This is a genomic window from Synechococcus sp. C9, assembly GCF_022984075.1.
In the GTDB taxonomy this organism is placed as follows: Bacteria; Cyanobacteriota; Cyanobacteriia; order Gloeomargaritales; family Gloeomargaritaceae; genus Gloeomargarita.
The window spans coordinates 1,385,792-1,409,092 of sequence record NZ_JALAAD010000001.1 but is presented as its reverse complement, the minus strand read 5'-3'; the positions used below and the strand labels follow the sequence as shown (position 1 = coordinate 1,409,092).

Annotated in this window: 29 protein-coding genes and 1 tRNA gene; 10 read left to right on the top strand and 20 right to left on the bottom strand. The window is 52.4% G+C overall.

The window, feature by feature from the left end; translation table 11 throughout:
• Nucleotides 1-47 precede the first annotated feature (47 nt).
• Nucleotides 48-1,025, bottom strand: coding sequence for a hypothetical protein (locus tag MLD66_RS07085; RefSeq protein WP_247216403.1), 978 nt, complete (start codon nucleotides 1,023-1,025; stop codon nucleotides 48-50).
• 126 nt (nucleotides 1,026-1,151) lie between these two features.
• Here MLD66_RS07085 and MLD66_RS07080 point away from each other — a divergent pair, with 126 nt between their 5' ends.
• On the top strand, nucleotides 1,152-1,544 hold the full coding sequence (locus MLD66_RS07080; RefSeq protein WP_247216401.1) for a DUF3119 family protein: 393 nt from the start codon (nucleotides 1,152-1,154) through the stop codon (nucleotides 1,542-1,544).
• Entirely contained in the window at nucleotides 1,544-2,542 is a 999-nt protein-coding gene (locus MLD66_RS07075; RefSeq protein WP_247216399.1) for a DUF3086 domain-containing protein, read from the top strand. Before MLD66_RS07080 ends, MLD66_RS07075 begins: the two co-directional genes overlap by 1 nt.
• A 31-nt stretch (nucleotides 2,543-2,573) precedes the next feature.
• Here the strand turns inward: MLD66_RS07075 and MLD66_RS07070 are convergent, their stop codons facing one another.
• Nucleotides 2,574-2,870: a hypothetical protein gene (locus MLD66_RS07070; protein ID WP_247216396.1), complete on the bottom strand. Its 297-nt coding sequence runs from the start codon at nucleotides 2,868-2,870 to the stop codon at nucleotides 2,574-2,576.
• Nucleotides 2,871-3,050: 180 nt separating this feature from the next.
• On the opposite strand from MLD66_RS07070, the gene MLD66_RS07065 reads away from it, so the two are divergent.
• The 3 genes from MLD66_RS07065 (at nucleotide 3,051) to MLD66_RS07055 (ending at nucleotide 5,818) form a co-directional block, all read left to right on the top strand.
• On the top strand, nucleotides 3,051-4,259 hold the full coding sequence (locus tag MLD66_RS07065; protein WP_247216395.1) for a substrate-binding domain-containing protein: 1,209 nt from the start codon (nucleotides 3,051-3,053) through the stop codon (nucleotides 4,257-4,259).
• Between the two features lie 204 nt (nucleotides 4,260-4,463).
• Nucleotides 4,464-4,754: an Asp-tRNA(Asn)/Glu-tRNA(Gln) amidotransferase subunit GatC gene (gatC, locus tag MLD66_RS07060; RefSeq protein ID WP_247216393.1), complete on the top strand. Its 291-nt coding sequence runs from the start codon at nucleotides 4,464-4,466 to the stop codon at nucleotides 4,752-4,754.
• Nucleotides 4,755-4,867: 113 nt separating this feature from the next.
• Nucleotides 4,868-5,818, top strand: a complete 951-nt coding sequence (locus MLD66_RS07055) for a transposase (RefSeq protein WP_247214935.1) — start codon at nucleotides 4,868-4,870, stop codon at nucleotides 5,816-5,818.
• Between the two features lie 25 nt (nucleotides 5,819-5,843).
• Here the strand turns inward: MLD66_RS07055 and MLD66_RS07050 are convergent, their stop codons facing one another.
• The 6 genes from MLD66_RS07050 to MLD66_RS07025 form a co-directional block, all read right to left on the bottom strand.
• Nucleotides 5,844-6,809: an NAD(P)-dependent oxidoreductase gene (locus MLD66_RS07050; RefSeq protein WP_247216391.1), complete on the bottom strand. Its 966-nt coding sequence runs from the start codon at nucleotides 6,807-6,809 to the stop codon at nucleotides 5,844-5,846.
• A 14-nt stretch (nucleotides 6,810-6,823) separates the two neighbouring features.
• The gene (gene hemE, locus MLD66_RS07045) at nucleotides 6,824-7,876 is read right to left on the bottom strand and encodes a uroporphyrinogen decarboxylase (RefSeq protein WP_247216390.1); all 1,053 of its coding nucleotides are present in this window, start codon (nucleotides 7,874-7,876) and stop codon (nucleotides 6,824-6,826) included.
• Nucleotides 7,877-8,007: 131 nt separating this feature from the next.
• Nucleotides 8,008-8,092 (bottom strand) — tRNA-Ser (locus tag MLD66_RS07040).
• 13 nt (nucleotides 8,093-8,105) lie between these two features.
• A complete protein-coding gene (gene rsfS, locus MLD66_RS07035; protein ID WP_247216388.1) occupies nucleotides 8,106-8,480 on the bottom strand; it encodes a ribosome silencing factor in 375 nt (124 codons plus the stop codon).
• Between the two features lie 143 nt (nucleotides 8,481-8,623).
• Complete coding sequence (locus tag MLD66_RS07030; RefSeq protein WP_247216385.1) at nucleotides 8,624-9,946, bottom strand: S-layer homology domain-containing protein; 1,323 nt, start codon at nucleotides 9,944-9,946, stop codon at nucleotides 8,624-8,626.
• Nucleotides 9,947-10,575: 629 nt separating this feature from the next.
• A complete protein-coding gene (locus MLD66_RS07025; RefSeq protein WP_247216383.1) occupies nucleotides 10,576-11,166 on the bottom strand; it encodes a flavodoxin family protein in 591 nt (196 codons plus the stop codon).
• Between the two features lie 257 nt (nucleotides 11,167-11,423).
• Here MLD66_RS07025 and MLD66_RS07020 point away from each other — a divergent pair, with 257 nt between their 5' ends.
• On the top strand, nucleotides 11,424-11,657 hold the full coding sequence (locus MLD66_RS07020; RefSeq protein WP_247216381.1) for an Asr1405/Asl0597 family protein: 234 nt from the start codon (nucleotides 11,424-11,426) through the stop codon (nucleotides 11,655-11,657).
• Here the strand turns inward: MLD66_RS07020 and MLD66_RS07015 are convergent.
• Entirely contained in the window at nucleotides 11,649-12,437 is a 789-nt protein-coding gene (locus tag MLD66_RS07015; protein ID WP_247216379.1) for a tetratricopeptide repeat protein, read from the bottom strand. The genes MLD66_RS07020 and MLD66_RS07015 overlap by 9 nt on opposite strands.
• A gap of 356 nt (nucleotides 12,438-12,793) precedes the next feature.
• Nucleotides 12,794-13,246, bottom strand: a complete 453-nt coding sequence (locus MLD66_RS07010) for a DUF29 domain-containing protein (protein WP_247216378.1) — start codon at nucleotides 13,244-13,246, stop codon at nucleotides 12,794-12,796.
• Nucleotides 13,247-13,349: 103 nt separating this feature from the next.
• Between MLD66_RS07010 and MLD66_RS07005 the strand changes: the two genes are divergently transcribed.
• Both MLD66_RS07005 and MLD66_RS07000 read left to right on the top strand, forming a co-directional pair.
• Entirely contained in the window at nucleotides 13,350-13,643 is a 294-nt protein-coding gene (locus MLD66_RS07005; protein WP_247216377.1) for a YggT family protein, read from the top strand.
• Entirely contained in the window at nucleotides 13,624-14,169 is a 546-nt protein-coding gene (locus MLD66_RS07000; RefSeq protein ID WP_247216376.1) for a DUF3611 family protein, read from the top strand. Before MLD66_RS07005 ends, MLD66_RS07000 begins: the two co-directional genes overlap by 20 nt.
• Here MLD66_RS07000 and MLD66_RS06995 read toward each other — a convergent pair.
• From MLD66_RS06995 to MLD66_RS06975, 5 genes are read right to left on the bottom strand one after another with little or no spacing between them, the layout of a single operon-like run.
• Nucleotides 14,147-14,527: a DUF2237 domain-containing protein gene (locus MLD66_RS06995; protein ID WP_247216375.1), complete on the bottom strand. Its 381-nt coding sequence runs from the start codon at nucleotides 14,525-14,527 to the stop codon at nucleotides 14,147-14,149. The genes MLD66_RS07000 and MLD66_RS06995 overlap by 23 nt on opposite strands.
• A 26-nt stretch (nucleotides 14,528-14,553) precedes the next feature.
• Entirely contained in the window at nucleotides 14,554-15,378 is an 825-nt protein-coding gene (gene lgt / locus MLD66_RS06990) for a prolipoprotein diacylglyceryl transferase (protein WP_247216373.1), read from the bottom strand.
• Between the two features lies 1 nt (nucleotide 15,379).
• Nucleotides 15,380-15,697 carry a hypothetical protein gene (locus tag MLD66_RS06985; RefSeq protein WP_247216372.1) on the bottom strand — a complete coding sequence of 106 codons (318 nt, stop codon included), beginning with the start codon at nucleotides 15,695-15,697 and terminating at the stop codon, nucleotides 15,380-15,382.
• Between the two features lie 30 nt (nucleotides 15,698-15,727).
• Entirely contained in the window at nucleotides 15,728-16,024 is a 297-nt protein-coding gene (locus MLD66_RS06980; RefSeq protein ID WP_247216370.1) for a hypothetical protein, read from the bottom strand.
• Nucleotides 16,025-16,054: 30 nt separating this feature from the next.
• Nucleotides 16,055-16,351, bottom strand: coding sequence for a hypothetical protein (locus tag MLD66_RS06975; RefSeq protein ID WP_247216370.1), 297 nt, complete (start codon nucleotides 16,349-16,351; stop codon nucleotides 16,055-16,057).
• Between the two features lie 160 nt (nucleotides 16,352-16,511).
• On the opposite strand from MLD66_RS06975, the gene MLD66_RS06970 reads away from it, so the two are divergent.
• The gene (locus MLD66_RS06970) at nucleotides 16,512-17,162 is read left to right on the top strand and encodes a hypothetical protein (protein ID WP_247216368.1); all 651 of its coding nucleotides are present in this window, start codon (nucleotides 16,512-16,514) and stop codon (nucleotides 17,160-17,162) included.
• A gap of 18 nt (nucleotides 17,163-17,180) precedes the next feature.
• Here MLD66_RS06970 and MLD66_RS06965 read toward each other — a convergent pair whose 3' ends face one another.
• Complete coding sequence (locus tag MLD66_RS06965) at nucleotides 17,181-18,428, bottom strand: HD domain-containing protein (RefSeq protein ID WP_247216367.1); 1,248 nt, start codon at nucleotides 18,426-18,428, stop codon at nucleotides 17,181-17,183.
• A gap of 115 nt (nucleotides 18,429-18,543) precedes the next feature.
• On the opposite strand from MLD66_RS06965, the gene MLD66_RS06960 reads away from it, so the two are divergent.
• Nucleotides 18,544-19,308: an alpha/beta fold hydrolase gene (locus MLD66_RS06960; RefSeq protein WP_247216366.1), complete on the top strand. Its 765-nt coding sequence runs from the start codon at nucleotides 18,544-18,546 to the stop codon at nucleotides 19,306-19,308.
• Here MLD66_RS06960 and MLD66_RS06955 read toward each other — a convergent pair.
• The 4 genes from MLD66_RS06955 to MLD66_RS06940 all read right to left on the bottom strand — a co-directional run bounded on the left by MLD66_RS06955 (nucleotide 19,261) and on the right by MLD66_RS06940 (nucleotide 23,278).
• Nucleotides 19,261-21,579, bottom strand: coding sequence for a DUF3488 and transglutaminase-like domain-containing protein (locus MLD66_RS06955; protein ID WP_247216365.1), 2,319 nt, complete (start codon nucleotides 21,577-21,579; stop codon nucleotides 19,261-19,263). The two genes, MLD66_RS06960 and MLD66_RS06955, sit on opposite strands and share 48 nt — an antisense overlap.
• Nucleotides 21,580-21,709: 130 nt before the next feature.
• Entirely contained in the window at nucleotides 21,710-22,120 is a 411-nt protein-coding gene (locus MLD66_RS06950; RefSeq protein ID WP_247216364.1) for a dual specificity protein phosphatase family protein, read from the bottom strand.
• Between the two features lie 62 nt (nucleotides 22,121-22,182).
• Complete coding sequence (gene arsH, locus MLD66_RS06945) at nucleotides 22,183-22,836, bottom strand: arsenical resistance protein ArsH (protein WP_247216363.1); 654 nt, start codon at nucleotides 22,834-22,836, stop codon at nucleotides 22,183-22,185.
• Nucleotides 22,837-22,840: 4 nt separating this feature from the next.
• A complete protein-coding gene (locus MLD66_RS06940) occupies nucleotides 22,841-23,278 on the bottom strand; it encodes a tetratricopeptide repeat protein (RefSeq protein WP_247216355.1) in 438 nt (145 codons plus the stop codon).
• Between the last annotated feature and the right edge of the window lie 23 nt (nucleotides 23,279-23,301).

The window sequence follows — 23,301 nt, the reverse complement described above, 5'->3', positions numbered from 1 at the left end:
GAACTCCCGAACCATTATGCCCCCAGATTTCTCAGGTTCATTGCGACTTAGTTTGCCCCCAATTGTTGCTCTAATTCAGTGAGTTTGGCTTGGTATTGTTCCTGGGTGATGGTGCCCTGTTGCAATTGTTCATTCAGTTCGGTAATCTGGCTGGCGTAAACCTCTTGTTTTTTGGCAATTTCGGCTTTGTTTTGTTCGTATATCTTTTCTCCTTCCTTACGGGCTTGTTTGAAGGCGGCTTGCAGGGCTTGGGCATCCAATTTGCCCCCGGAAGCGTAATACTGATTCGCCACTTTACCAAACGCCCAGGTGGAAGCGTAGGAGAGGGAAGCCCCCACCACACTGCCCCAACCGGGGATCAGTTTCACTGCATTACTGATGGCGATGCGAAACAGGGACACCCCCATGCCCCCCACCATGCCGTCCCGCAGGAGTTCGGCATCTCTGCGGTTGGTAGTGTAGCCCCAGTAGCGACCAATTTCCTCAATCATTTTCAACTGAAACGTGAGAATGGCAATATCCACCACCAAAGCCACGCCGGGAATGGGAAAAGCCCCCAACACAGCGGTAAAAATGGCGTAGTTTTGAATCACTTGCTCAATCGTTTTGTCCCGTTCCGCCGGGTCGCTGATCGGGGCAATCTCCGCCGGTAACAGGGTATTGCGGGTGTCGTCCATAAACCGTTGCAACAGGTCAGTTTTGGGAGTAGCGACGGCAAAGGCGTTTTTGATCCGTGCCAGCACTTCCCGTTCCTCCGGCGAGCGGTTGCGGTCAGCACAGGCGAGGGCTAAAGCGGCCGCATACACCTGCTCTCGGGCGGCGGGGGTGGTAATGTGCGCCAGTTCCGCCTCCAGGTCAATGTCTTCCCGCACCAAATCCAAAAGTGAGACTTCCGGGGGCAACCCCAGGGTTTCGTAGGTTTCCAGGAGAATTTGCTCCTCCTCCGCCCGAAAAATGCCGTCGGCCCGCGCCATGAAAATTAATACCTTAATGCCCGCTAGGGCTTCTTGGGGGGGTAACGTCATGGTAAATCCCAGCCAAACGGCCGCACAGGGTTGCCTTTATTGTAGAGGGCAAGCGGGGCAACGCCGGTTTCGGCTACACTTTCTTTACAATTAGATAAAGCAGATAAAACATCCCCCCATTCAGCGATGCAGACTACTTCCCCCACCCTGACGGTGCCGTTGACCCTTGACCCGGATTATCGGGTAGCGATGGGGTTGGCGGCGATGGGTGCAACCGTAGCGGTGTGGTCGTGGCCGACGGGTTTGGGGCTAGGGGTGCTCGCTGGCTTTTTGGGGTGGCAAACTACGGTATTGCGCTGGACATTTACGGAAACGGCGGTGGTTTTGACCCGTAACGGGCAACCCCTGCGAGCATTTCCCTACCAGGACTGGCAGGATTGGTATTTGTTTTGGCCGGGTCTGCCGGTGATTTTATTTTTTCGGGAGCATGACCGCATTCATTTTGTGCCGGTTTTGTTTGACCCGGTGGCTTTGCGCCGTTATCTTGCCCACTATTGTCCCCCTAGAGAAACCGCTTGATGGAACCCTCGGATGTCGCCGCGCTGACAGCGCAAATTCAAGAATTGCAGGCGGAAATTGCCCGGTTGCAGGCGGAAAAAGCGGACTGGCAAAACCAACTCCAACAGGTGCAAAGTCAGTACCAGCAGGTGTTGCCCCAGGCACTGCGGGAGTTAGAAGAGCGCAAGCAAAAACTGCAAATTAGCATCGAACAGTTGGAACGGCGGCAGGAACGTATCCAAAAGGAAATGCGCTCGACCTTTGCCGGGGCTTCCCAGGATATTGCCGTGCGGGTGCAGGGGTTCAAGGATTACCTGCGGGGGGCGTTGCAGGATTTGGTCGCCAGTGTGGAGGAATTGCCCCTCCTGCCTGCCCCTCCCTCTGCCCCGGTGGTGGAGCCGGAACCCCCCTCCCCGGTGCCTGCCAAAGCCGCTCCCTTGAAATTGGCCGCCGCCACCTATGCCGACCAAGTGGAGGTGATCGAGGAATGTCTGGAACAATACCGCACCCAACCGGATTACTACGGGCCAGCGTGGCAATTGCGCCGTACCTTTGAGCCGGTGCATGAGGAACGGGTACGCCGGTGGTTTTTGGAACAGGGGGGCCGGGGTGCCCTGCGGAGTTTGGGCAGTCGGTTGCAAAATATCTTGGTCACGGCGGCGATTATTTCTATCCTGCGGCAACTGTATGATATTGACCTGCGGGTATTAGTACTCGCCAATGGCCCCGAACGTTTAGGGGAATGGCGACGGGGTTTACAAGACTGCCTAGGCATCAGTCGGGCGGACTTTGGGGCGGACGGGGGGATTTTGCTGTTTGAGTCCCCAGAGGCTTTGGCGCAAAAGGCGGATCGGTTGGAACGGGAGGATTTGGTGCCCTTTATTGTCATGGATGAGGGGGATGGGACGGTGCCCGTAGGTTTGTTACAGTTTCCGTTGTGGTTGACCTTTGCCCCTGACCCCAAAAAGATGCGACAACGGCAGGCGGAGGAGGATGAATTTGACTTCAAATTGTTTTAACAGCAGGGCACCTCTACCGCAACCCTATGTTTTATCGCAAGCTCACACCGGTTTCCCCTTTACATTCCAGGAATTGCCCGGGTTGCCAATAGGTTTGCATGGGTATCTGCACACGCCCTTCTGAACCCGGCACAAAAAGGGTAAAGGATTTGGCTTCCTCTTGCTCCTGATTCACTGGCACCGTGGTACACAAGAAGGTCTCTGATGAGAGGATGATTTCCCGGGCATTCAGCCCTGCCAAGGAAAACCATTGTTCCTGATTTTGATTCAATAGGGAAACAAAAGTAAATGTAGGGGGCTGTTCAGCAAGAGGAACAATAGGAGGCACCACCCCTGTACTTGGTTCTGGGGAATTTCTGTTGGTTAATCGAGCAGGAAACCCGCTCAAAGCACCGACAAAGCTGGCACTGCCCACGTTTAGGGGAGATCGCCAAAAATCGTTCTGAGATTCCCACCAATGAGAGCGGTTATGATTAATATGGAACCATAAACATTTGGGTTTAGGGTAATGGCACAGGACTATAGCTATGTGAAATGCCCCCAGTGCGGCTACGAACGCAACCCGATAAATGCGTCCAAGTGTGAGATTTGCGGCTACAGACTGAAGAAGGGATTGCCCTTGATGCCGATTCTGGCGACGGTCGCTGGGATAGCGGTGTTGGGTGGCGGTGGTTATTGGGTACTCACTCAGTTTGCCCGGCAGGACAAGTCCCCTGTCGTTTCCCCGGCTTCTCCCCCACCCGCCCAATCGCCTACGGCTTCCCCTAGTCCGGTTGCCAGCCCGGCAGTCAGTCCCAGTCCCTCTGCCCCGACCCAAGCCACCTCAGTTGCGCCAGCCACCAGTGCCTCAGGGATTACTACGGTTTCCACCTTGGCGCAAGTACCGAATGTACCCAGTGGCACGTTTAACTATGGCAATTCCACCACCTTTGCCCCCTTACGCTCCGAGCGGATTAATAATCTCATTTACCAAGCCCATCCCAACTTTCGCCTGCGTTATGTGGAGCCGCCGGGGGGGAAACCCGGTTCGGGGGCGGGGATTGAGATGCTGATCAACGGTCAATTGGCGATTGGGCAGTCCTCCCGTCCCCTCAAGGATAGTGAATTTCAGCGGGCGCAAACCCGGGGGTTTCGGCTGGAGCAGGTCGCCATCGCCAACGATGCCCTCGCCATTTATGTCCATCCGGGGGTGCAAATCCCCGGTTTAACGGTGGCGCAGGTGCGGGATATATTCACGGGGAAAGTGACCAATTGGCAACAGGTGGGGGGACCAAATCTGCCCATTGTGCCCTTCAGCCGCAATTTGCAAGCCGGGGGCACGGTGGACTTTTTCAAAGAGGATGTCCTACTGGGGCAAAATCTGGGACCCAACGTGCGGGAAATTCGGGACACCACCCATTCCCTGCGTCAGGTGGGAGCTACCCCTGGGGGCATCGGTTATGCCAACATTCCCCTAGTGGTGCGGCAGGAGATGGTACGCATTGTGCCCCTGGCGAAAGAGGCGGGGTCACCCTATGTATCGCCGGATATTGGGGGCAAGGAAGTCAATTCAGCGGTGATTACGGATGGGAGTTATCCGATTACCCGCCGGTTGTTTATTATCATTCGCCGGGATGGCACCCTGGATGAACAGGCTGGGGTCGCCTACGCCAATATGTTCCTCAGCGATGAGGGGCAAAAGTTAATCAAAGAGGCGGGATTTGCTCCCATACGCTAGGGTAAATTTTACACTTAGCAAATCAAGGTGGGTTCATGGGCAACTCTGAAGGAATTTTATGCGCAATTATTTGCTGTTATTTCCCGTGCAAAAATAGCTCAAACTTAGGGTGATTCTGATATGCAGAAATGGGTAGTGACAGCCCTGAAATTTATGTTGAGAAATGCCCTATAATACAGTTGCGGGAATTTTGATAAAAACACCATGATCACCCTAGAACAAACCGCCCATCTGGCACACCTCGCCCGGTTGGAACTCACCCCGGCTGAAATTACAGAATTAAGCGGTCAATTGGGGGCGATTTTGGACTACATGGCGCAATTACAAAACCTGGATTTGGCGGATGTACCCCCCACCGCCCACGCCGTCAATACCGCCAATGTCCTGCGTCCCGACCAACCCGTGCCCTCGACCCTGACGGAGAAACTCCTGGAAATTGCTCCCGCCCCGGAAGACCACTTTTTCCAAGTGCCCCAAATCCTGCGGGAAGGTTAGGCAGTACCAGGAATCCCTAAAACCCAGTAGTGTTGAATGTTAACGAAAGGGTGGAAAAGGGAGACTAAAAATGGTATTTTAGATTGGTAGAAACCACGAGTAACAGTATTTTTATGAGACGACAAATTCAGGGACTTATCAAGCCCTTGCTGAACCTTCTTCCCAAAAACGACTATCCAGTCTTGGATACTCGCTTGTTTGTACTCATATGGATGCACTTCATTTTAGATGCAAGAGTCGCCACCATGCGGGGCTTATTCTTCCTCTTGAATCATCTCAATTTTAAAGTTGACATATCAACGTTTTCTAAGGCGTGTAAACATCGTAGCACCGAGCCGTTTCAAGTGATCCTAAGAGAACTGCAAAAACGGCTTAAACATCATCAAGGTGAATTTAAGCACTTATTCCCATTAGATTCTACCATTATCACCCTGACCAGCAAATTATTCTGGCACTACAAGCAGGTAAAATTGACGCTTGGCCTGGATATAAATGAGGGCAATATCGGTGACGAATCAATTATATTTGGAAAGACTAATGACCATAAAATTGGGCATCTTGTGATTGGGACGATACCTGAGAATGCCGTTGGTATCATGGATAGGGGTTTTGCTTCCTGGAAATTAATGGACGAAATGTGTAAACGAAATACATTGTTTATTGTGCGGATTAGAAATAATATGAAGTTGCAACCTGACAATCCGGATATTCGGGTAATTCAATTTTTTAATGAAGAGGAAAACACAGAATATAGGCTAGCGACTAACGTGACTTCGATGACGGATGAAGAGATTTGTTCAGCCTATCGTTTGCGCTGGCGAATTGAGTTGCTTTGGAAGGCACTAAAGATGCACTTGAAATTGGATAGAATCATTACCAAGAATGAGAATGGTGTGCGGCTACAGATTTATGCCGTATTGATTGGTTATCTAATTTTAAGATTGCTGGAGATAGGTCACAATAAGACCTATGAATTGATTGACAAGTTGCGATATTTACAAATAGAAATAGGCCGACACTGTAGCTTCATGGAACTCGTAGGGGTAGAGCCGCTCGTAGGATAACCCTGACCCCTTATGTTAAGTTTTATTACGGACATTCAACACTACTGCCTAAAACCCCCAACAATTCCGACAGCGTCTGACAGCGAGAAGGCAACCCCAAACGACTCGGATGCACCACCGGCTCGTAACGAAAATAACGGTATTCCGCACAAAAATCATCCCAGGGAATGAACTGTGCCCCCAACCACCGGGCAACCCGCATGAAGAAAGCGACCCGCCGGGGCGTTAAATTCAACCGCCAAGGGGGAATCCTGACCCCAAAATAATCACACAATTCCTGCACCGCATCATTCAGCCAAATCACCTCATTTCCTAATACAAACTGGCGAAATTCTTGGGAAGGATGGGCAAGATAATACAGTAAAATTTGGGCAATATCCTGGGCATGGATAAAGTGAAAACAGCCATCCGCCCGTACCCACCGCACCCACCGCAAATAACGGGGTAATTGGTCTAAACCGGTGGAAATATGGCTAGGGGGTTTATCCTTATCCCCCCCAAAAATCAACGTGGGAAACACCACGGTTAACCGGTGATAAATCGGGAGGGTTGGTAATTGTTCATAGCACATAAATTTAGAACGAATATACTCCGTACCCAGGGTTTTGGCTTGGGGGAGTAATTGCAAATTTTGATCCAAAATACTGGCGGTAGAAAAATAAATCACCTGCTCACATATCTGCGGATTGAGGGCTTGCATGAGACTTAAGTTTCCTGTTAAATTCACCTTAAATGTGTCTTCTCCCCCCCATTGGGTTGCCAGTAAAATGGCACTATTCATACTCGGCAAAAGTTTGATATAGGGGGTAGTATCCTGTAAATTACCTGAAATTAAATGTACCCCTGGTCGGCTTTGAAAATTGAATTTTAGCTTGTGGGGATCACGGATTAAAAAAAATAATTCATGGTCGGTTTGGTGAATGAGCATTTCCGCCAGATAATGACCCACACAGCCACTGCCGCCGGTGATAAAAATGCGTTTTTTCGTCATTCCTCAATGCCCAATTATGCCTGCCTGTGGTTCCATTGTTGCACGGTTTCAAAAAAGACCCGCACATGGTCTTCTGGAGTAGTTGCCAACACCCCGTGCCCCAAATTCATAATATGCCCCACGGGACCGGCTTGTTGGATAATTTCCCCGATGCGTTGGCGGATCAATGCTGGTGGTCCGAACAATACCCCTGGGTCTAAATTTCCCTGCACACAGAGATTGCCTAATCGTTGCCGGGCTGTTGCCATTTCCACCGTCCAATCCACACTCACCACATCCACGCCGGTTTGAGCCATCAATTCTAACAGGGTGCCACTGCCATAAATGTATAAAATTAAGGGAGTATCCGGGTAGGTGGCTTTCACTTTTTGTACCAATTTTTGTTGATAGGGTAATACAAAGGTGCGGTAGTCCACCGGCGAGAGTTGTCCCGCCCAGGAATCAAAAATTTGCACCACCTCGGCACCCTGTTCAATTTGGTAAATGACATAGGTGGCAATCTGTTCCGCCAAAAATCCCAGTAATTGGTGCAAAACCTGGGGTTCTTGATAGGCTAGGGATTTAATCACCGTATAGTCTTTAGAACTTTTGCCTTCCACCACATACGCCGCCAACGTCCAAGGGGCACCGACAAACCCCAATAGGGTCGCCCGTTCGCCAATTTCCGAGCGGAGGGTGCGGAGAATTTGACCGATAAATGGGAGGGATTCCGCGGGAACCAGGGGCGTTAATTGCTGAATTTGTGCCAACGTGCGAATGGGCGGGTCAATCAGGGGTCCCCGACTTTCGATGATGTCAAAATTGATGCCCATGCCCGGCAAAGGGGTGAGAATATCGGAGAACAAAATCACTCCATCCGGCGCAAAGGCATGGAAGGGTTGCAGGGAGATTTCCACCGCCAAGTCCGGGTTTTCCGACCGCTCCCGAAAACTAGGGTAACGCTCCCGCAATTCCCGATAAGCCCGCATATACCGCCCGGCTTGCCGCATCATCCACACCGGGGGACGGGGTAGGGGAATGTTTTGGGTGCTTTTGAGGAGATAGGTATGGCGGGAACCAGCGGTCATGGGGGGGCACAAAACAGAACTTTTTTGACTATACCACCGGAACTCCCCAGGACTGCACTATTCTGCCCAAGTTGGCAGGGCAATGGCTTCACCCAACCAGCCAGATGGGGCGGCAGTTATCCCGACAGGGACGGAGAGGGAGGGATTCGAACCCTCGGAGACTTGCGCCTCGCTCGATTTCAAGTCGAGTGCATTCGACCACTCTGCCACCTCTCCTGGTACGGTTATTCTAGCCAACCGGGGAAAAAGCCAACCGTTCGGCGTGCGCCCAAAACCGTTCCAAATCGTAAAATTCCCGCTCCTTGGGCAGGAAAATATGGACAATCACATCCCCATAGTCCTGGAGAACCCATCCTCCCTCGGCGGAACCCTCCTGATGGCGGGGTTGGGTGTGCCACTGTTGCGCCACCTGATCCTGGATGCCCCGGGCAATCGCCCGCACCTGGGCACTGGAATAGCCCGTCACCAACACAAAATAGTCTGCTAAATAGGAAAGCTCGGTAACCCGCAACAGCAGAATATCTCGTCCCTTCCGTTCGTCCGCCGCCTGGGCAATCGTCAATGCCAGTTGGGTGGTGGGGTCGGGTTGTTCAAAACGAGTCATCCAGTCCGGGGTAATTGACTATTCCTATACTACCGGAGCCAAGCCGGAGTGTGATACCTTGGGCAACGAAATTTACGATTCTTGAGTATTCCCCGGAGCGCAGCACCCCAGGGAACACTAGCCATTAGAGCCACCTAAAACATCTAGGGCAACGGCACTGTCAGGGGTTCATTCACCGTGAGTACCAAATCGGTTGCCGGTTCCACCACGATCACTTCCCGAATTTGGCGACGGTCCGCCGCACCCCCGACCACCGAACCCAGAACCGCACCGCCCAGGACTTCCGTAGGGGTCACCCGCCGGTCACCGGACAGCCCCCCCACAGCGGCACCCAGACCCGCACCAATCCCAAAATCCCGCAGGGCTTGCCCCGGTTTGCGCCCCCAATTTAAGCCCGCCGCCGCTCCCGTGACGGTACCCGCCAGCACTTCCCCCGCCTCAATGCGCCGGTCACCGGACACCCCCGCAATCAGAGCCGCCGCCGCCGTTCCCACCAAGGCTCCGGGTAAAATGGGTCGTAAACTCCGCTCACTCACCTCCTGAGTCCGCCGCACCGGTTGCGAGGTGGCATTCAAGGGCAGGGTTTGTCCCCCGATGGTGATGGTTTGCGCCACAAACTGGGAACCTGGCCCCGCCGGTTGCAACCGCCCCTGAATCCTACTCCCAGCCGGAATTACCACCCGTCCTTGGCTATCCCGTACCTCCTGCGCCACATCCAGAGTCAAGGGCAGGGTCTCCTGGGGGGCGAGGATCACCCGTTGCGTGCCGGAGCGGGTCACCATCAGGGTTCCCTGGGGAATGGTCGCCGTTGAGGGTTGGGCAGGGGTCGTCGGCATATAACCGGCAATGTACTGATTGGGAATAGCCGCTAACCGCAGTCCCTGGCACAAACTAGCCGCCACATCCGCCCGGGAAGCCAACTGGTTGGGGCGCAGGATATTCACATCGGGATAATTCACCACCAACTGTTGCTCGCTGGCGGCCGCCACCCCAGGGCGGGCATAATCCGGGATACTCATCGCATCCTGGTAAAGCCGATTCAAAATCCCTGCCGGTGGCTGGGTGGGAGTCACATTCAGCCCACTGCTGAGCGCCACCAAAACCTGCACCCGGGGAATATTTTGTTCAGGTCGAAATGTCCCATCGGGATAACCGGACAAAAATCCCGCCCCCGCCGCTTGATTGATCGCATCATAAGCCCAAAAATTGCGGGAAACATCCCAGAACGTAGCACCCCCTCTGGCTCCTGAACCAGTTAAAAAAGCCCGGTCAACCAGGGCGGCAAATTCTGCCCGGGTCACGGGATTATTGGGGCGAAAACTTCCATCAGGATAACCTCCAACAATGCCCCGATTGGCTAATTCTTGAATACACCGACTTGCCCAGAAATTTTGGGTATCACTGAAGGCGAAACCAGGAGTAGCTAAGGTCAAAATCAAGCCACCCGCAAGCCCTAGGCGGGTCATCCAAGTAGTGTGCATAGGTGATTGATAACGTAACAACTGCCCGCTTAGACGGAAGCAATTTACCCAAGTTCCTCTGGTTCATTAGCGGAACTTTTATAGACCGGATTAGTCTTAAAATTTTCTGTAGATAATCAGCATATACAGCAGTCCTATTTGATTAACGTTAGTTTGCGTGCCGGAGGCATACAGGAATTTTCCAGAACCAAGAACGGGGGCTACGCCCCTGCGACCCCTATTCCATTCTTATTTAGGATTGCTATAGATACAAAAGTCCTATTTGATTAGCGTTAGTTTGCGTGCCGGAGGCATACAGGAATTTTCCAGAACCAAGAACGGGGGCTACGCCCCTGCGACCCCTGTTCCATTCTTATTTAGGATTGCTATAGATACAAAAGTCCTATTTGATTAGCGTTAGTTTGCGTACCGGAGGCATACAGGAATTTTCCAGAACCAAATACGGGGGCTACGCCCCTGCGACCCCTATTCTAAACTTACTTGGGATTGCTATAGCAGTCTTATTTGATTAACGTTAGTTTGCGTGCCGGAGGCATACAGAAATTTTCCAGAACTAAGGACGGAGGCGGTGCCCCTGCGACCTATTTTTAGAAGTGCCCCATATTCAAAAACATTCAAATTTGTTTTATCACTTCCTGCCACTGTTGCGCTATTTTAGCAATCCGTTGACCGTACCGCTTGGCCGTTTCCCCATCTCCCGCCTCCAGGGTGGCCGGGGCACCACTCATATCCAAGGGACTTTGCCCCATCACCCCTAGAAACGACCCCAGGCGGTTGACCCCCATTCCGTCCGGCATTTCCGCTGACCCCACCCAGATCATCCCGTGTTGGGCGGCATTGATGGCGAGATAGAGTAACGTCCCCTGCTTATCGCCACACAGGGAACCGGAATGGGTAAAGCCCCCGGCCAACTTATCCTTCCAGCCCTGCTGAAACCACACCCCGCTGACCGCATCCAGAAATGCCTTGAACTGCGCCGCCACCCCACCCATGTAGGTCGGAGAACCAAAAACAATCGCTGTCGCCCGGTTGAGGACATCCATCACCCCCTCATCCCGCCAACGCCCATTGGTGATCTGTTCGCCCGTAATCCGCAATAAATCCACCGTTGTTTCCCCTACCGAGTCCGCCCCCTGCGCCACCGCCTCAGCCATCAAATGGGTGTGCCCACTACCGGAAAAATAAACTACTGCTACCCGTGCCATCCATTCCCTGCCTGAATGTGTTTGCACTCCGAGTATAAGGGGATGGGTTTGTGTACCACAAGGACTTACTTTCGGGTCAGGGAGTGGATTAACCCAGAAGTCAGGTAAACCCCACGCCCTGTCCTGGACAGGAGGCTATTCCCCAGATCCACATTTATTGCCAATTATTTTCAAAAGGTTGATTTTTGACTATAATTATCATTAAGTTCCCGACTCAGGGAGCTTTGAGTCAGAACACGGAGGGGCACGTAAAATTTATGGGGATACCTGCACAGGAAGTCGAAGGATTGTTGTGTGGTGGGCAACGTTGGCCTATCTATCAGCGGTTACAGGAACTGGGGATTCCCTGCCGCTGTGAACCCCATCAGGCACTAGAAATTGATGTGGAATCCCCGCTGGCCGCCCTTTTGGTATGGAGTGTGGTGACCCAGGTGGTGGCACCCCGATCCGAGCAGGTGGCGTGGCTGGAACGCTGTTGGCAGTTAGGGTGAATTGGTGGGGGTGGGGCTGGGTTGGGTGGCTTCAGCGGTTAAGCGTTTCAGTTCATCCCGGTGTTCGGGGGGGGCGAGTTCGGTGGCTTTGGCAAATAGGGGTTGGGCTTCCTTGGTTTTGCCGAGGGCGTTGAGGGTTTGGGCTTTGGCAAAAACGGGTCGGAAATCCTGGGGATTTTGTTTGATCAATTGATCCAAAAGTGCTAAGGCTGGGGGCACTTTCCCCTGGGCAAGATATATCCGGGCCATCTGAATTTGAATGCCTGTAACATCCGCTGTTCCCGGTTTGACCTTTACCAGGGACTGTTGGACGATGGATTCGGCGAGGGCGGGGCGTTCCAACTGCACCAACAAGTCCGTTACCCCCACCAGTGCCAGGAGATTCCCCGGCTGACGTTGGAGAAATTGCCGATAGGTGCTGACGGCGGCTTCCTTGTCCCCCAATTCCACCTGGGTTTGTGCCAAAAGGATATGATATTCGGCGACATCGGGGTGATTTTTCGCCAGTCGTGCCAGCAGGGGTAAAGCGCCTTTGAGGTCTTTTTGTTGCAAACGAATCTCTAAAAGAGAACGCAGGGCATAAATATTATCCGGGTCTTTGGCTAAGACCAGTTCAAACCCCTTGGCTTCACTCACCCGTTCATCCTGGGGGCTGGGGGTGGGAGTCGCAGATGGGGGGAGCAAATTAGCAACAAATGGCAACACGGATAAGCCCAGGAACGCCGCCCCACCGACAACCATCACGAATTTAAGCCAGGGACGCTGGGTGTTGGCAGACATGACTTGTACTTATATTAAATGCCCTTTTAGCATACCAGAATTAGCACCATTTGTACTGATACACCAATTCTACCGGATTACAGTCTTTTGAGTGGTTATGGGAATGGGATACAATTGAACCCCACTTGCTGTAGGTCAATCATGCTAAGCCTTTAGGATAATCGAGGCTTTTTGTATCCTTTAATTGATAAATAGACTGTAAAAGAATAGAAATGCCTGAGAACCAAAGACGGGGCGGTGCTCTGTGACCATGAACTTTTTAAGTATAGAAGTTTACTTACAATTCAAGTGCAATTGCTACAGCAGGAATAACCATGCTTTGGAGAAAACTAGGGCGATGGGTTTGGGGCATTTGGTTATAAATTTATCGTTTTTTCTCCTGGTAAATACAGGGGTTCCTCAAAAATTTGCACGGTGGAAAAGGGGCAATCTGGGGGCAGTTGCTCCAAAGTGAGGGGGGTTTCCCGGTCAACTAAATCTAGCCCCTGTTGGTAACCTAGGGTAATCGCTTCGTCTAAGTAAGGCTTGAGACTGGGATTTTCCTGCAAATCCTGTTTAATGTTCCGGCGTTGTTCCCGGATGGTGGCTCGCCAACTTTTGCACCGTCCTGCCGGTTGGTAGTGCCATTTGAGTAAATGCCCCAGGAGGATGCCCAAACGGTTGCGGAGTTCCTGGCGTTGTTGTTTGCCCAAGGATTCAATTTCCTCCCGCAAATTTTCCCGGTCAAGTAATTCTAATTTGCCCAAGCGTAGGTATTCCGCCTGTTGTTGGGTCCATTGGTAAAAATCCTGCTCGTAAAGGGACGACATGGTTCAGCATTAGCCAACGCCTTTGGATTTTATTTTAACTGGGGCAAATTTTTTGGGCAGGGACGGTTATGATAAAAGTGGTCAATGGTTGGGGGTTTGCTCCATGTCCAGCACTGTGCCGTTATTGCTCCAAGGTGTCATTAGTTTTATTAATATCTACTTGGTGTTGTTGGTCATCCGGGTATTGCTGAGTTGGTTTCCTTCGATTAATTGGTATAACCAACCCTGGTTGACCCTGAGCCAACTGACTGACCCCTATTTGAATCTGTTTCGCTCGATTATTCCGCCCTTGGGGGGCATTGATTTTTCCCCGATTTTGGCGTTTCTCTTGCTCCAATTTTTAGCCACTTTGTTTACCCAATTGGCGGGGGGTGCCGGTGCCTCCTTCGGGTTCTAGTCGCCTCCAAGCCGCCCGGACGCTCAAACGAGCCAGTTGGGTGGGCTTTTGGGTACAGGTGGTGTTGGGGGTGGTGGCTCTGCTCATCCTGTTGTTTGCCCTTGTGCAACGGCGGATCAACCTGCAAAGCGGCACGGGGTTGACCCTGGGGTTGGTGGGGATTGGTTCTCTGGGGCTGGGCACTTGGCTCAAGTACCAAAGTGTGGATTTGGCACGCCGGTTGGCGGAGATGGAATGGGAACATCGTCCCCGCAAGGAAAATGTCCTGAACCACCTGTGCCTGGAAATGGGCGTGGCTTTGGTGGGGATGTTGGCGACTCTGCTGGGCAGTTTTGTGGTGATTGGCAGTTTATTCGCCAAGGCTTTGTTGGTCCCCCAAGGTACCCTTGCCCTTGCCAGTCAACCGGTGGATGCCCTGGATATTTTGGTGGTACAGGGTTTACTGAATACGATTGCCGCCCATTTTGCGGGACTGGTGACGACCCTCTGGCCCCTGTGGCAAATTACTCGGGCTGAAGCAAACTGAGGCTGTATTCTTGCAGTACGGCGAGCGGGATCAATTCCAGAGTTTTGGCGTGGGTTGCTGTCAGGATCACCGGCGGTGCCATCCCGAAGCGGCGAGCTTCCTCCCAACGACTCGCACACAGACACCAGCGGTCCCCAGGTTTCAATCCCGGAAACTGATATTGGGGTGCCGGGGTGATCAGGTCGTTGCCCCGTTGCTTGCTGAACTGGAGAAATTCCGCCGTAACCTGGGCACACACCGTATGTACCCCCAGGTCCGCAGGACCGGTTTCACAGTAGCCATTGCGATAAAAGCCGGTCAACGGGGAACGGCAACATAGTTGCAGAGGGGTACCCAAAACATTCAAGGCTTCGCTCATAAATTTGGGGAGGGACGATCAATCGTTTACAGCCTATTGTACCGGGAATCCGCAGGCACCACATCCGGTAAATTGCGCCGCCAATAATATAACCAGAGCAAACCGCCAATCCCTACCGCCAAACCGACCACACTCACCACCTGGGCGATGCGAAAAGAGCCAAACATCAGGCTATCGGTGCGGAGTCCTTCAATAAAAAACCGTCCGACACTATAGGCACAAAAATAGACCAAAGTTAAAGTACCGGGGCGCAGGCGAGGGTAACGAAAAAATAAGTTCAAGAGCAAAACCAACACCAGTAAATTCCAGAGGGATTCATACAAAAAAGTGGGATGGAAATACTCAAATTGACGGAGTTCTAGGGGACGATTTTCCAAGGGAATATAGAGTTTCCAGGGTAAGTCAGTGGGCACCCCAAAGGCTTCCGAATTAAAAAAATTACCCCACCGCCCAATCATTTGCCCCAAGGCTAAGGAAGGCACCAACACATCGGTTAATGCCCAGAGGGAAACCTTTTGCTGTCGTGCATAGAACCAAGTAGTCGCCAAACCCGCCAAAATTGCCCCATGAATCGCCAGTCCCCCGTGCCAAAGGGCGAAAATTTCCCAGGGATTTTGCTGATAGTACGACCACTGAAACAGGACATAATATAACCGACCACCCAGCAGGGCAAAAATCACTAAAGCCAATGCTAAATCCGCAATTAAATTTGGATCAATCTGGCGTTTTTTAGCTAAAAATTGAGATAAATTCAATCCGAGTAATACCGATATACCAATTAACAGTCCATACCAACGCAAAGCGAAGGGGCCAAACTGCCAAATAATCGGGCCGGGAGAAGTAAAAACCATTTTAGTTACCCCCTTGATGTCCATTGGGATAATTTCGGGTGAGGACATCCAAAAGTAAGCGCACATCCGCTTGCATGGTACGGGTATCTTGACGCAATTCTTCGATGGAACTTTGTTGTTGCATGATAATTTGCACCATCATCGCTTGCCCCTCCCGCAGTTCTCGAATCGCCTCCGTATTTGCCTCAACTTTAGCTTCTAACCGAGTAATTGCCTCAGCATTCGCCTCAACTTTAGCTTCCAACCGGGTAATTGCCTCAGTGTTGGCTTGGGTTTGGTCAGCCAAGCGATCGAGCATTTCATCATTCCAGCGTGCCATAGGGTTAACTCCAATTATGATTTCTACTTACTAATTTACCCCTTGATGACCGTTGGGATAATTGCGGGTGAGGACATCCAAAAGTAAGCGCACATCCGCTTGTATGGTACGGGTATCTTGACGCAATTCTTCAATGGAACTTTGTTGTTGCATGATAATTTGCATCATCATCGCTTGCCCCTCCCGCAGTTCGGATACTTGCGCTTCTAACCGAGTAATCGCCTCAGCATTGGCTTGGGTTTGAACGTGTAACTGGCTAATTGCCTCAGTGTTGGCTTGGGTTTGGTCGGCCAAGCGATCCAGCATTTCATCATTCCAGCGTGCCATAGGGTCAACTCCAATTATGATTTCTACTTACTAATTTACCCCTTGATGACCGTTGGGATAATTGCGGGTGAGGACATCCAAAAGTAAGCGCACATCCGCTTGTATGGTACGGGTATCTTGACGCAATTCTTCAATGGAACTTTGTTGTTGCATGATAATTTGCATCATCATCGCTTGCCCCTCCCGCAGTTCGGATACTTGCGCTTCTAACCGAGTAATCGCCTCAGCATTGGCTTGGGTTTGAACGTGTAACTGGCTAATTGCCTCAGTGTTGGCTTGGGTTTGGTCGGCCAAGCGATCCAGCATTTCATCATTCCAGCGTGCCATGAAATTTGCCTCAATTCTTAACCTCTAGTGTACTATTCCCCCCAATGCCAGTCCAACCATCGCCCTTGAGTATAATTCATAAGTTCTGTTAATTACCCCTTACCTTGACATTACCGCTGGAACATGGGAATTAATAAGTAGTTTCAAAGGGGTGAAGGCTATGAGGACGGGTGCGCCACGGGATATTACGCCATTATTAACCTATGGGTATCAAGTCAAGATTGGTGAATATATTTCTCGGGGTTGGGAACTTCTCCAACCTAAACTTGGTATTTTTATTGGTTATGTCGCTGTCATCGTTGGGATTAATTTAGTGCTGGGGTTTATTCCCTTTATCGGTTCCATTGTTAGTTCTGTCATTTCACCTGTTTTGAATGCTGGTTTATTTATTGTGGCGTACAAGCATTTATTGGGGGAGCCGGTAGAGTTCGGAGACTTTTTCAAGGGGTTTGAAAAGTTTGCCGTATTTTTTATGGCGGCACTGGTTTCTGGTTTATTTACTTTGCTAGGTTTTCTCTGTCTGATTGTACCAGGAATTTATCTGGTAACTGCCTATTCTTTTGCCCAACTGTTCATCATTGATCAAGATTTAGAATTCTGGCCAGCAATGGAAATGAGTCGGCAATTGGTGACCAAAAACTTTTTCCCAATGTTTGGATTTTCGCTATTACTTGGTTTGATTAATTTAGGGGGGTTACTGCTGTGCGGTTTTGGCTTACTGTTGACTATACCGTTGACCTATTGTGCGATGACGGTAGCCTACATGGACATTATGAATCAGGGGGCGAATCCCATTAATTCGACATTTTAATAAGTGGTTAATTTTAACCTAACCTTGGGGTAGCCATCCTATCACTTGAGCAGTTAATTCCCGGGGATAAATCAACCAGGCTCGGGTCTGGGCTTGGCTGAGGGATTGGACTAAAGGGGATAGTTCATTAATTTCTTGGATGCCTTGATTGGTCTGCACCTGAATGCCCTTGTCGTAAAGGGTGTACCCCCGAATCGAACGCTGGTACAAACCGCAATAATAATGCTCATCCCACCCTAATTCCCGAACAGCCTGCTGGGTTTGCCTGAGTAATTCCTGTCGCTCTGACTCAGAACAGCGGGTGATTTCGACAATTTTGAATAAGTTGCGTTGTAAAAACCGTTGACATAAATCGGCTAAAATTCCATCCTCAGCTTCCGTCCAGCGGTGTATATGGTAATTCAAAACGTCATCATCGGCGGCCAGGTAATCGCTTAATTCTAAACTGTCAATCGGTTGACTGAGCCAACGGGTCATCGTGGCATCAGAGTATATTTTTTCTAGGCATAATTTCGCCCGTTTAATTAAGCGGCATAACATCCATGTCACTGCCACATTTTTACGATGGTTATACACTTGAGCGTACATGAAATACCGGACTACTAAGTAATGTTCAATGGCGGCTAAACTTTTGGGATGCACGACCAATTCCCCCCGGTTGGGATCGTAGTCAATGGCGGCGAGAATCCGGTCTAAATCCAATCGCCCGTAAGCCGCTCCCGTGAGATAACTATCCCGCATCAGATAGTCCAATCGGTCACAATCTAATTGTCCAGAAATCCATTGACACGCAAACTTCAGAGGATAATTATTTTTATAAATTTGTAGGATATGTTGTCCGAAATCCGGGGCAAATTCATCTAAAATTGGGCGAATCTGCGGGTGAGCAAATAAAATTTTACTCGTCCATACTTCATGATGAAATTGGAACATTTCTTCCCCCGTATGACTGTAGGGGCCATGTCCCAAATCGTGACACAAAGCCGCAACTAAAACCACTGCCCGATGGCTGTGTAACTCTGGGTAATTACTTTGTAAACGGTCAAACACCCGCCGTGCCACCCACAAAACCCCCAGGGAATGGGTAAACCGGGAGCCTTCCGCCCCGTGAAAGGTGAAACTGGCCGCCCCCAATTGCCGTACCCGCCGCAGGCGTTGAAAGGGAGCCGTATCAATCAACCGGATCAGCAAGGCTTCCACCGGGTCTCGCCGGTCGAGGGTAATGGCTCCATGCACCGGGTCATGGTACGTCCGGGTTTGTCCCATTGCTTCCCCCAGCTGATCAATAATAAAAATTGGGCAATTTATGGGTAATTTCGGAAAGAGACCAGCCCCCTGGGTTTCATGGTAGCCTAATGGGCGAGTTCGTCCCCAAAATTGGATGCGTTTAACCAATCAACCTTTTTACCACGTTGGCAAGGGGGCAGGGGCGTGTCTGCTGATTCATGGCTTGGGGGGCGGGGTGTACGAACTGCAACCCCTGGGGGAACTTCTGCATCAACAGGGCTGGACGGTGCGGGGGATGAATCTGCCCGGCCATGACCAACCCACACCCCGGATGCCCGATTCCACCTGGCCGCAGTGGGTGGATTGTGTTCATACGGAATACCAACACCTGGCTCAAAATCATGCACAGGTGGCGGTGGTGGGCTTTTCCAATGGGGGGTTGTTGGCCCTGCATCTGGCGGCCCAGGTCAGGCTAGCTCGGTTGGTTCTATTGGCACCTTTTTTGGGGATGCCTTGGGGGCTTTACCCTTTGGTTTATAGCGTTGGTTATCTAATTTCCAGCCTACCCCGGTGGCGTTTGCCGATTGCTGACCCGGAAATGGAAGCCCAAGCCCGCCAGGTTTGCTTTTTTCAGGATTTTAATTTAACCGCTGTCCGCAGTGCGTTGGAATTACAAAGTATAGTAAAAAAATCCCTAGCTCAGATCACGGTACCTACCCTGATGATCCAATCCCGTGCAGACCGGGTGGTGGACCCACAAGCCGCTTGGGCAGGGTTTCAGGAGTTGGCCAGCCCGGAAAAATACTTTCACTGGTTGACGGCGTGTGACCACATTATCACTTTGGATCGCCAGCGGGCACGGGTGGAACAGTTAGTGGGGGATTTTTTGCTTCTGCCGGGTGCGCCATTCTCGGATTAACGACTGCACCTGTTGTTGATAGGTTCGGAAGGCAGAACGGCTGAGGGCTTGACCGCCAAAGCGCACATTCATGTAGGTTTCCACCACCTGGGCGGCTCCATCCCGCTGGGGTAGGTCACTGGTTTTGATCATCAATAAAACCGCCATTGGCCCCATATCGGGAGTAATTGCCAACCCCTGTTGCGGTAATTCGTCTCGCAGTTGTAAATACAAACGGGAAATCGCCGGTACGGTCGCCTGGGTTTTTCCCCACTGGAGATAACGGGCTAAAACATAAGCCAAAGCCGGGGCAATTCCCCCCAAACCCGCTCCCCAGGTCACCGCTAGGGGTTGCGCCACCCAGCCGGTAAAACCCACCAGTACCACCAGCCCCACCCCGTCCCGTCCCCGGAAGGATTGCCCCCGACTGGCATAGCCCCAGGCACCCCCCACCCCCGTCAACACGAGGACGACCCCCAGACGCAGACCATTTTGTTGCCACCAGGTTTGCCAATTGCTCAGGGGGGATGGGCGATTCCCCGCAGGCGTGAGCCAGGATTGCACCGCTTTTACCCCTTCCATCTGGGTATCCAGGTTGTACTCCAACACGTACTTATTCCACCGGAATCGCAGGGCATCGTACAAATCCGACCACCAGTTTCCCACCTGGGGCAAGGCTCCCGGCGGCGTGGGGTCAAAGGTCACCCAGTTGTACCCGGCAAAGGGCACCTCCACCCAACTGTGGGCATTGGCCGCCTGCACCGCCAGGTATTGGTCGTAGGCGTTCCACCGTCCCCCCAGATACCCGTTCACCAACCGGGCGGGAATGCCAATACTGCGGAGCATCACCGTCATCGCTGTGGCAAAGTATTCACAATGTCCCCGCTGGTGGGTAAACAAAAACGCATCCAAGGGCGGCTGGGCACCGGGGTCGGGCAGGTCAATGGTGTAGGTGAAATTGCCACGCAGATAATCCTCAATCGCCTGCACCTTATCAAAGGTGGTGGGCGCGGTGCGGGTCAGTTCCTCCGCCAATTCCCGAATTTTGGGGTTCAAATCCGGGGGTAATTGCAGATAGGTGTTGCGCGGCCATAGCTCATTCACCCGTTTCAAAGTCAAATCCCAGTCCACCCGGCGCAGATCATTGGCACTGGGGAAAATCGGGCGGCTCCAGGCCGTGTACTGATACCCCACATCCCCCACGTAGTTGTAATACACATCGCCGGTGCGGGTCAAAAACACCGAACGCCCCCACTGGCGGATAATCCTGGCTCGGTCTTGGGATTCCCCCAACTGCCCCACCTGCACCCGCAGACCCTGCACCATTTCCGGCAGTCTCACCCGATAGAGGGGGTTGAGGGCGAACAACACCTGGTGGGGGGACGGTTCCAGATAAATATCCTGGCGAATCAGGGAGAGATTTGCCGCCGGTCGTTGCAACTCCACCACCCGGTCTTGGGCGGATTTTAACTCCCCCTGCATTTTGGTACGCACCCAGGCCGTGCCGTCGTAGCGGTCAAAACTCACCCCCCGCCAATACAGGGGCATGATCTGGGGCGGACGACCTTCGGGAAATTCCACCCGCATCACCACCTGGGTATCCTGATTCAGGCGGCCATGATCCCCGATATTCACCTGCTCATTAAAGCCTACGGTGTCTTCCCGTTGCCCTGCCCCCCGCCCAAAAAAGCCCAGCCCAATCCGGGGAAACAGGAAAAACAACCCCACCGACATCACAAAGGTCGCCACCGCCACCCAAAACAAGGCCAGCATCATCCTGGAACCAAACAGCCGGGACTGGGCCGCCGCCTTGGGATGACTCCGCACCTGCACCCGTAGATGGTAAAGGGTAAAATTCATCACCCCCAAAATCACATACAGGGCAAACAACAAACCAAACAAAATATCATCGGTGTAAACCGTCGTGGCCGCCAGCAACAAAAAGGACAGGGCGGTGGCTTGGTTGTAGTCCTCCGGGCGTTCCCGCTGAAATAGTTTCGCCAGGGTCAGATACAGCAGTAAATATAAAGACGCATCCAACGGGTTGGCTTGCAGGGCAATCGTTCCCAGCACCAAGACCACCAAAACCGCCACCGTCAAGGGCATCCACAGGCGGGCATACCGTTCCCACTGAATCCGGGGGGGTTCCCAAAACCAACTCGCTATCCCCAACAGGAGAAACACCCCATTCGCCAAGGGGTGGGTGGCATTGGCAATCATGACCGCAGACAAACTGACCCCCACTAGGGCGTAGGTGCAGATTTTGTGCGTTGTGGTGAGGTTCCAGGTCATGGGGAGCTATAGGTCAATGGGCGGCGGAACGGGTCAGCGAATGCCAAATTGAAAAAACGACAAATGATTACCCTGCGTTGCTCTCACCCTAGCATACGGTTCCGGGAGGCGGTTGGTTTGGTTGGGATGGCTACGGTTGTTTTGACCCCTGCACTTGGTCGGCTAATGCTTGCAAAAAAGCCATCTGGGTTTCCCGCAATTCCACCGCCGGGTTGGCTTGGTGAATGGTTTGGATCGCCTCAGCGGCTCCGACCCCGGTGTGAATCAAGTAAGCGGCAAGGAATGTCCCCGTGCGGCGGCGACCACTGGAACAATGGACGATAACCCGGTGGGATAGTTCATTTTGGGTATGGACAAATTCCGACAATTCCCGCACTTGGGCTGGGGTGGGGGCTTGCCCGCCGGTGGTGGGGAGCCAGAGGTATGGCAGATGATTTTGTTCATACAAATCCAGGTTGCTGGGGTCGTCCATCACCGATACCAACGCATCCACGCCCAGGGATTTTAGCCCAGGAATTTCCGCAGGGGTGGGTTTACGCATCCCGCCCAGTTTTCCCGGTATGACCCACCACAGGCTTGCTTGAATAGGTGACTCGCTGGGATTCATGCCTGCACTGCCTGGTTGGCGAGGGTGGCAACCTGTTGGGCGGCGGCGGCTTGGCGTTCACTGTAGCGGTCGGTGAGTTCGTCCACCCGTTCCCGCAACAGCAGGGTAAAACGGTACAGTTCTTCCATCACATCCACCACCCGATCCCGATAGGCGGACTCCTTCATGGTGCCGTCCTCGTGAAATTCCTGGTAGGCTTTGGGCACCGAGGACTGGTTGGGAATGGTAAACATCCGCATCCACCGACCCAGGAGCCGCATGGTATTGACCGCATTAAAGGACTGGGAACCGCCGGAAACTTGCATCAGGGCGAGGGTTTTCCCTTGGGTGGGACGAATGGCACCGATTTCGAGGGGAATCCAGTCCAGTTGGGTTTTCATCAGCCCGGAGATATTCCCATGTAGCTCGGGACTCGACCAGACCTGACCTTCCGACCATTGGGATAAGGCGCGCAATTCCTGTACCTGGGGATGGGTTTCCGGTTCTGCGCCGAACAGGGGCAAACCCCGGGGATGAAAAAAGCGCACCTCTGCCCCCATAGCGGTGATGATCCGGGCGGCTTCTTCCGCCAACAGACGACTGTAGGAGCGTTCCCGCAGAGAGCCGTAGAGAAATAGTATCCGGGGCGGGTGGTCGAATTGCTGACTCATGGGTTTAACCGGGATTGTCCGGGGCGGGGGTTTGCTCGGCTTTTTGCCGCTCGGCACAATTTTCCTGTACCTTCGTATCCTTGGTCAGTTCGGCGGCTCGGCAGAGGTCGGCGTTGCCCTGTTCCGTGCGCCCCAGGGCGAAATAGGCGATGGCACGATGGCGCAACAGCACCGGATTGTCCCGATTGGCTTCCAAAACCTTGGTCAAATCCCGGACGGAGTCTTGATATTCCCCCAATTTTAGGTAGGCAATCCCCCGTTGCTCGTAGGCGGGCAGGTAGTCGGGGCGCAGTTGCAGCACCTGGTTCATTTTTTGTACCGCTTCCCCAGGGCGACCCTGTTTGAGCGCCAGCACCCCCTCCTCATAGACCTTGTTGGTATCCGGGGCACAACCAGCCACCACCAGCGCCAGCATCCACCCCAGCAGTCTCCGCCCTTTCATGCCCCACTCCCGGTCGCTCCTTT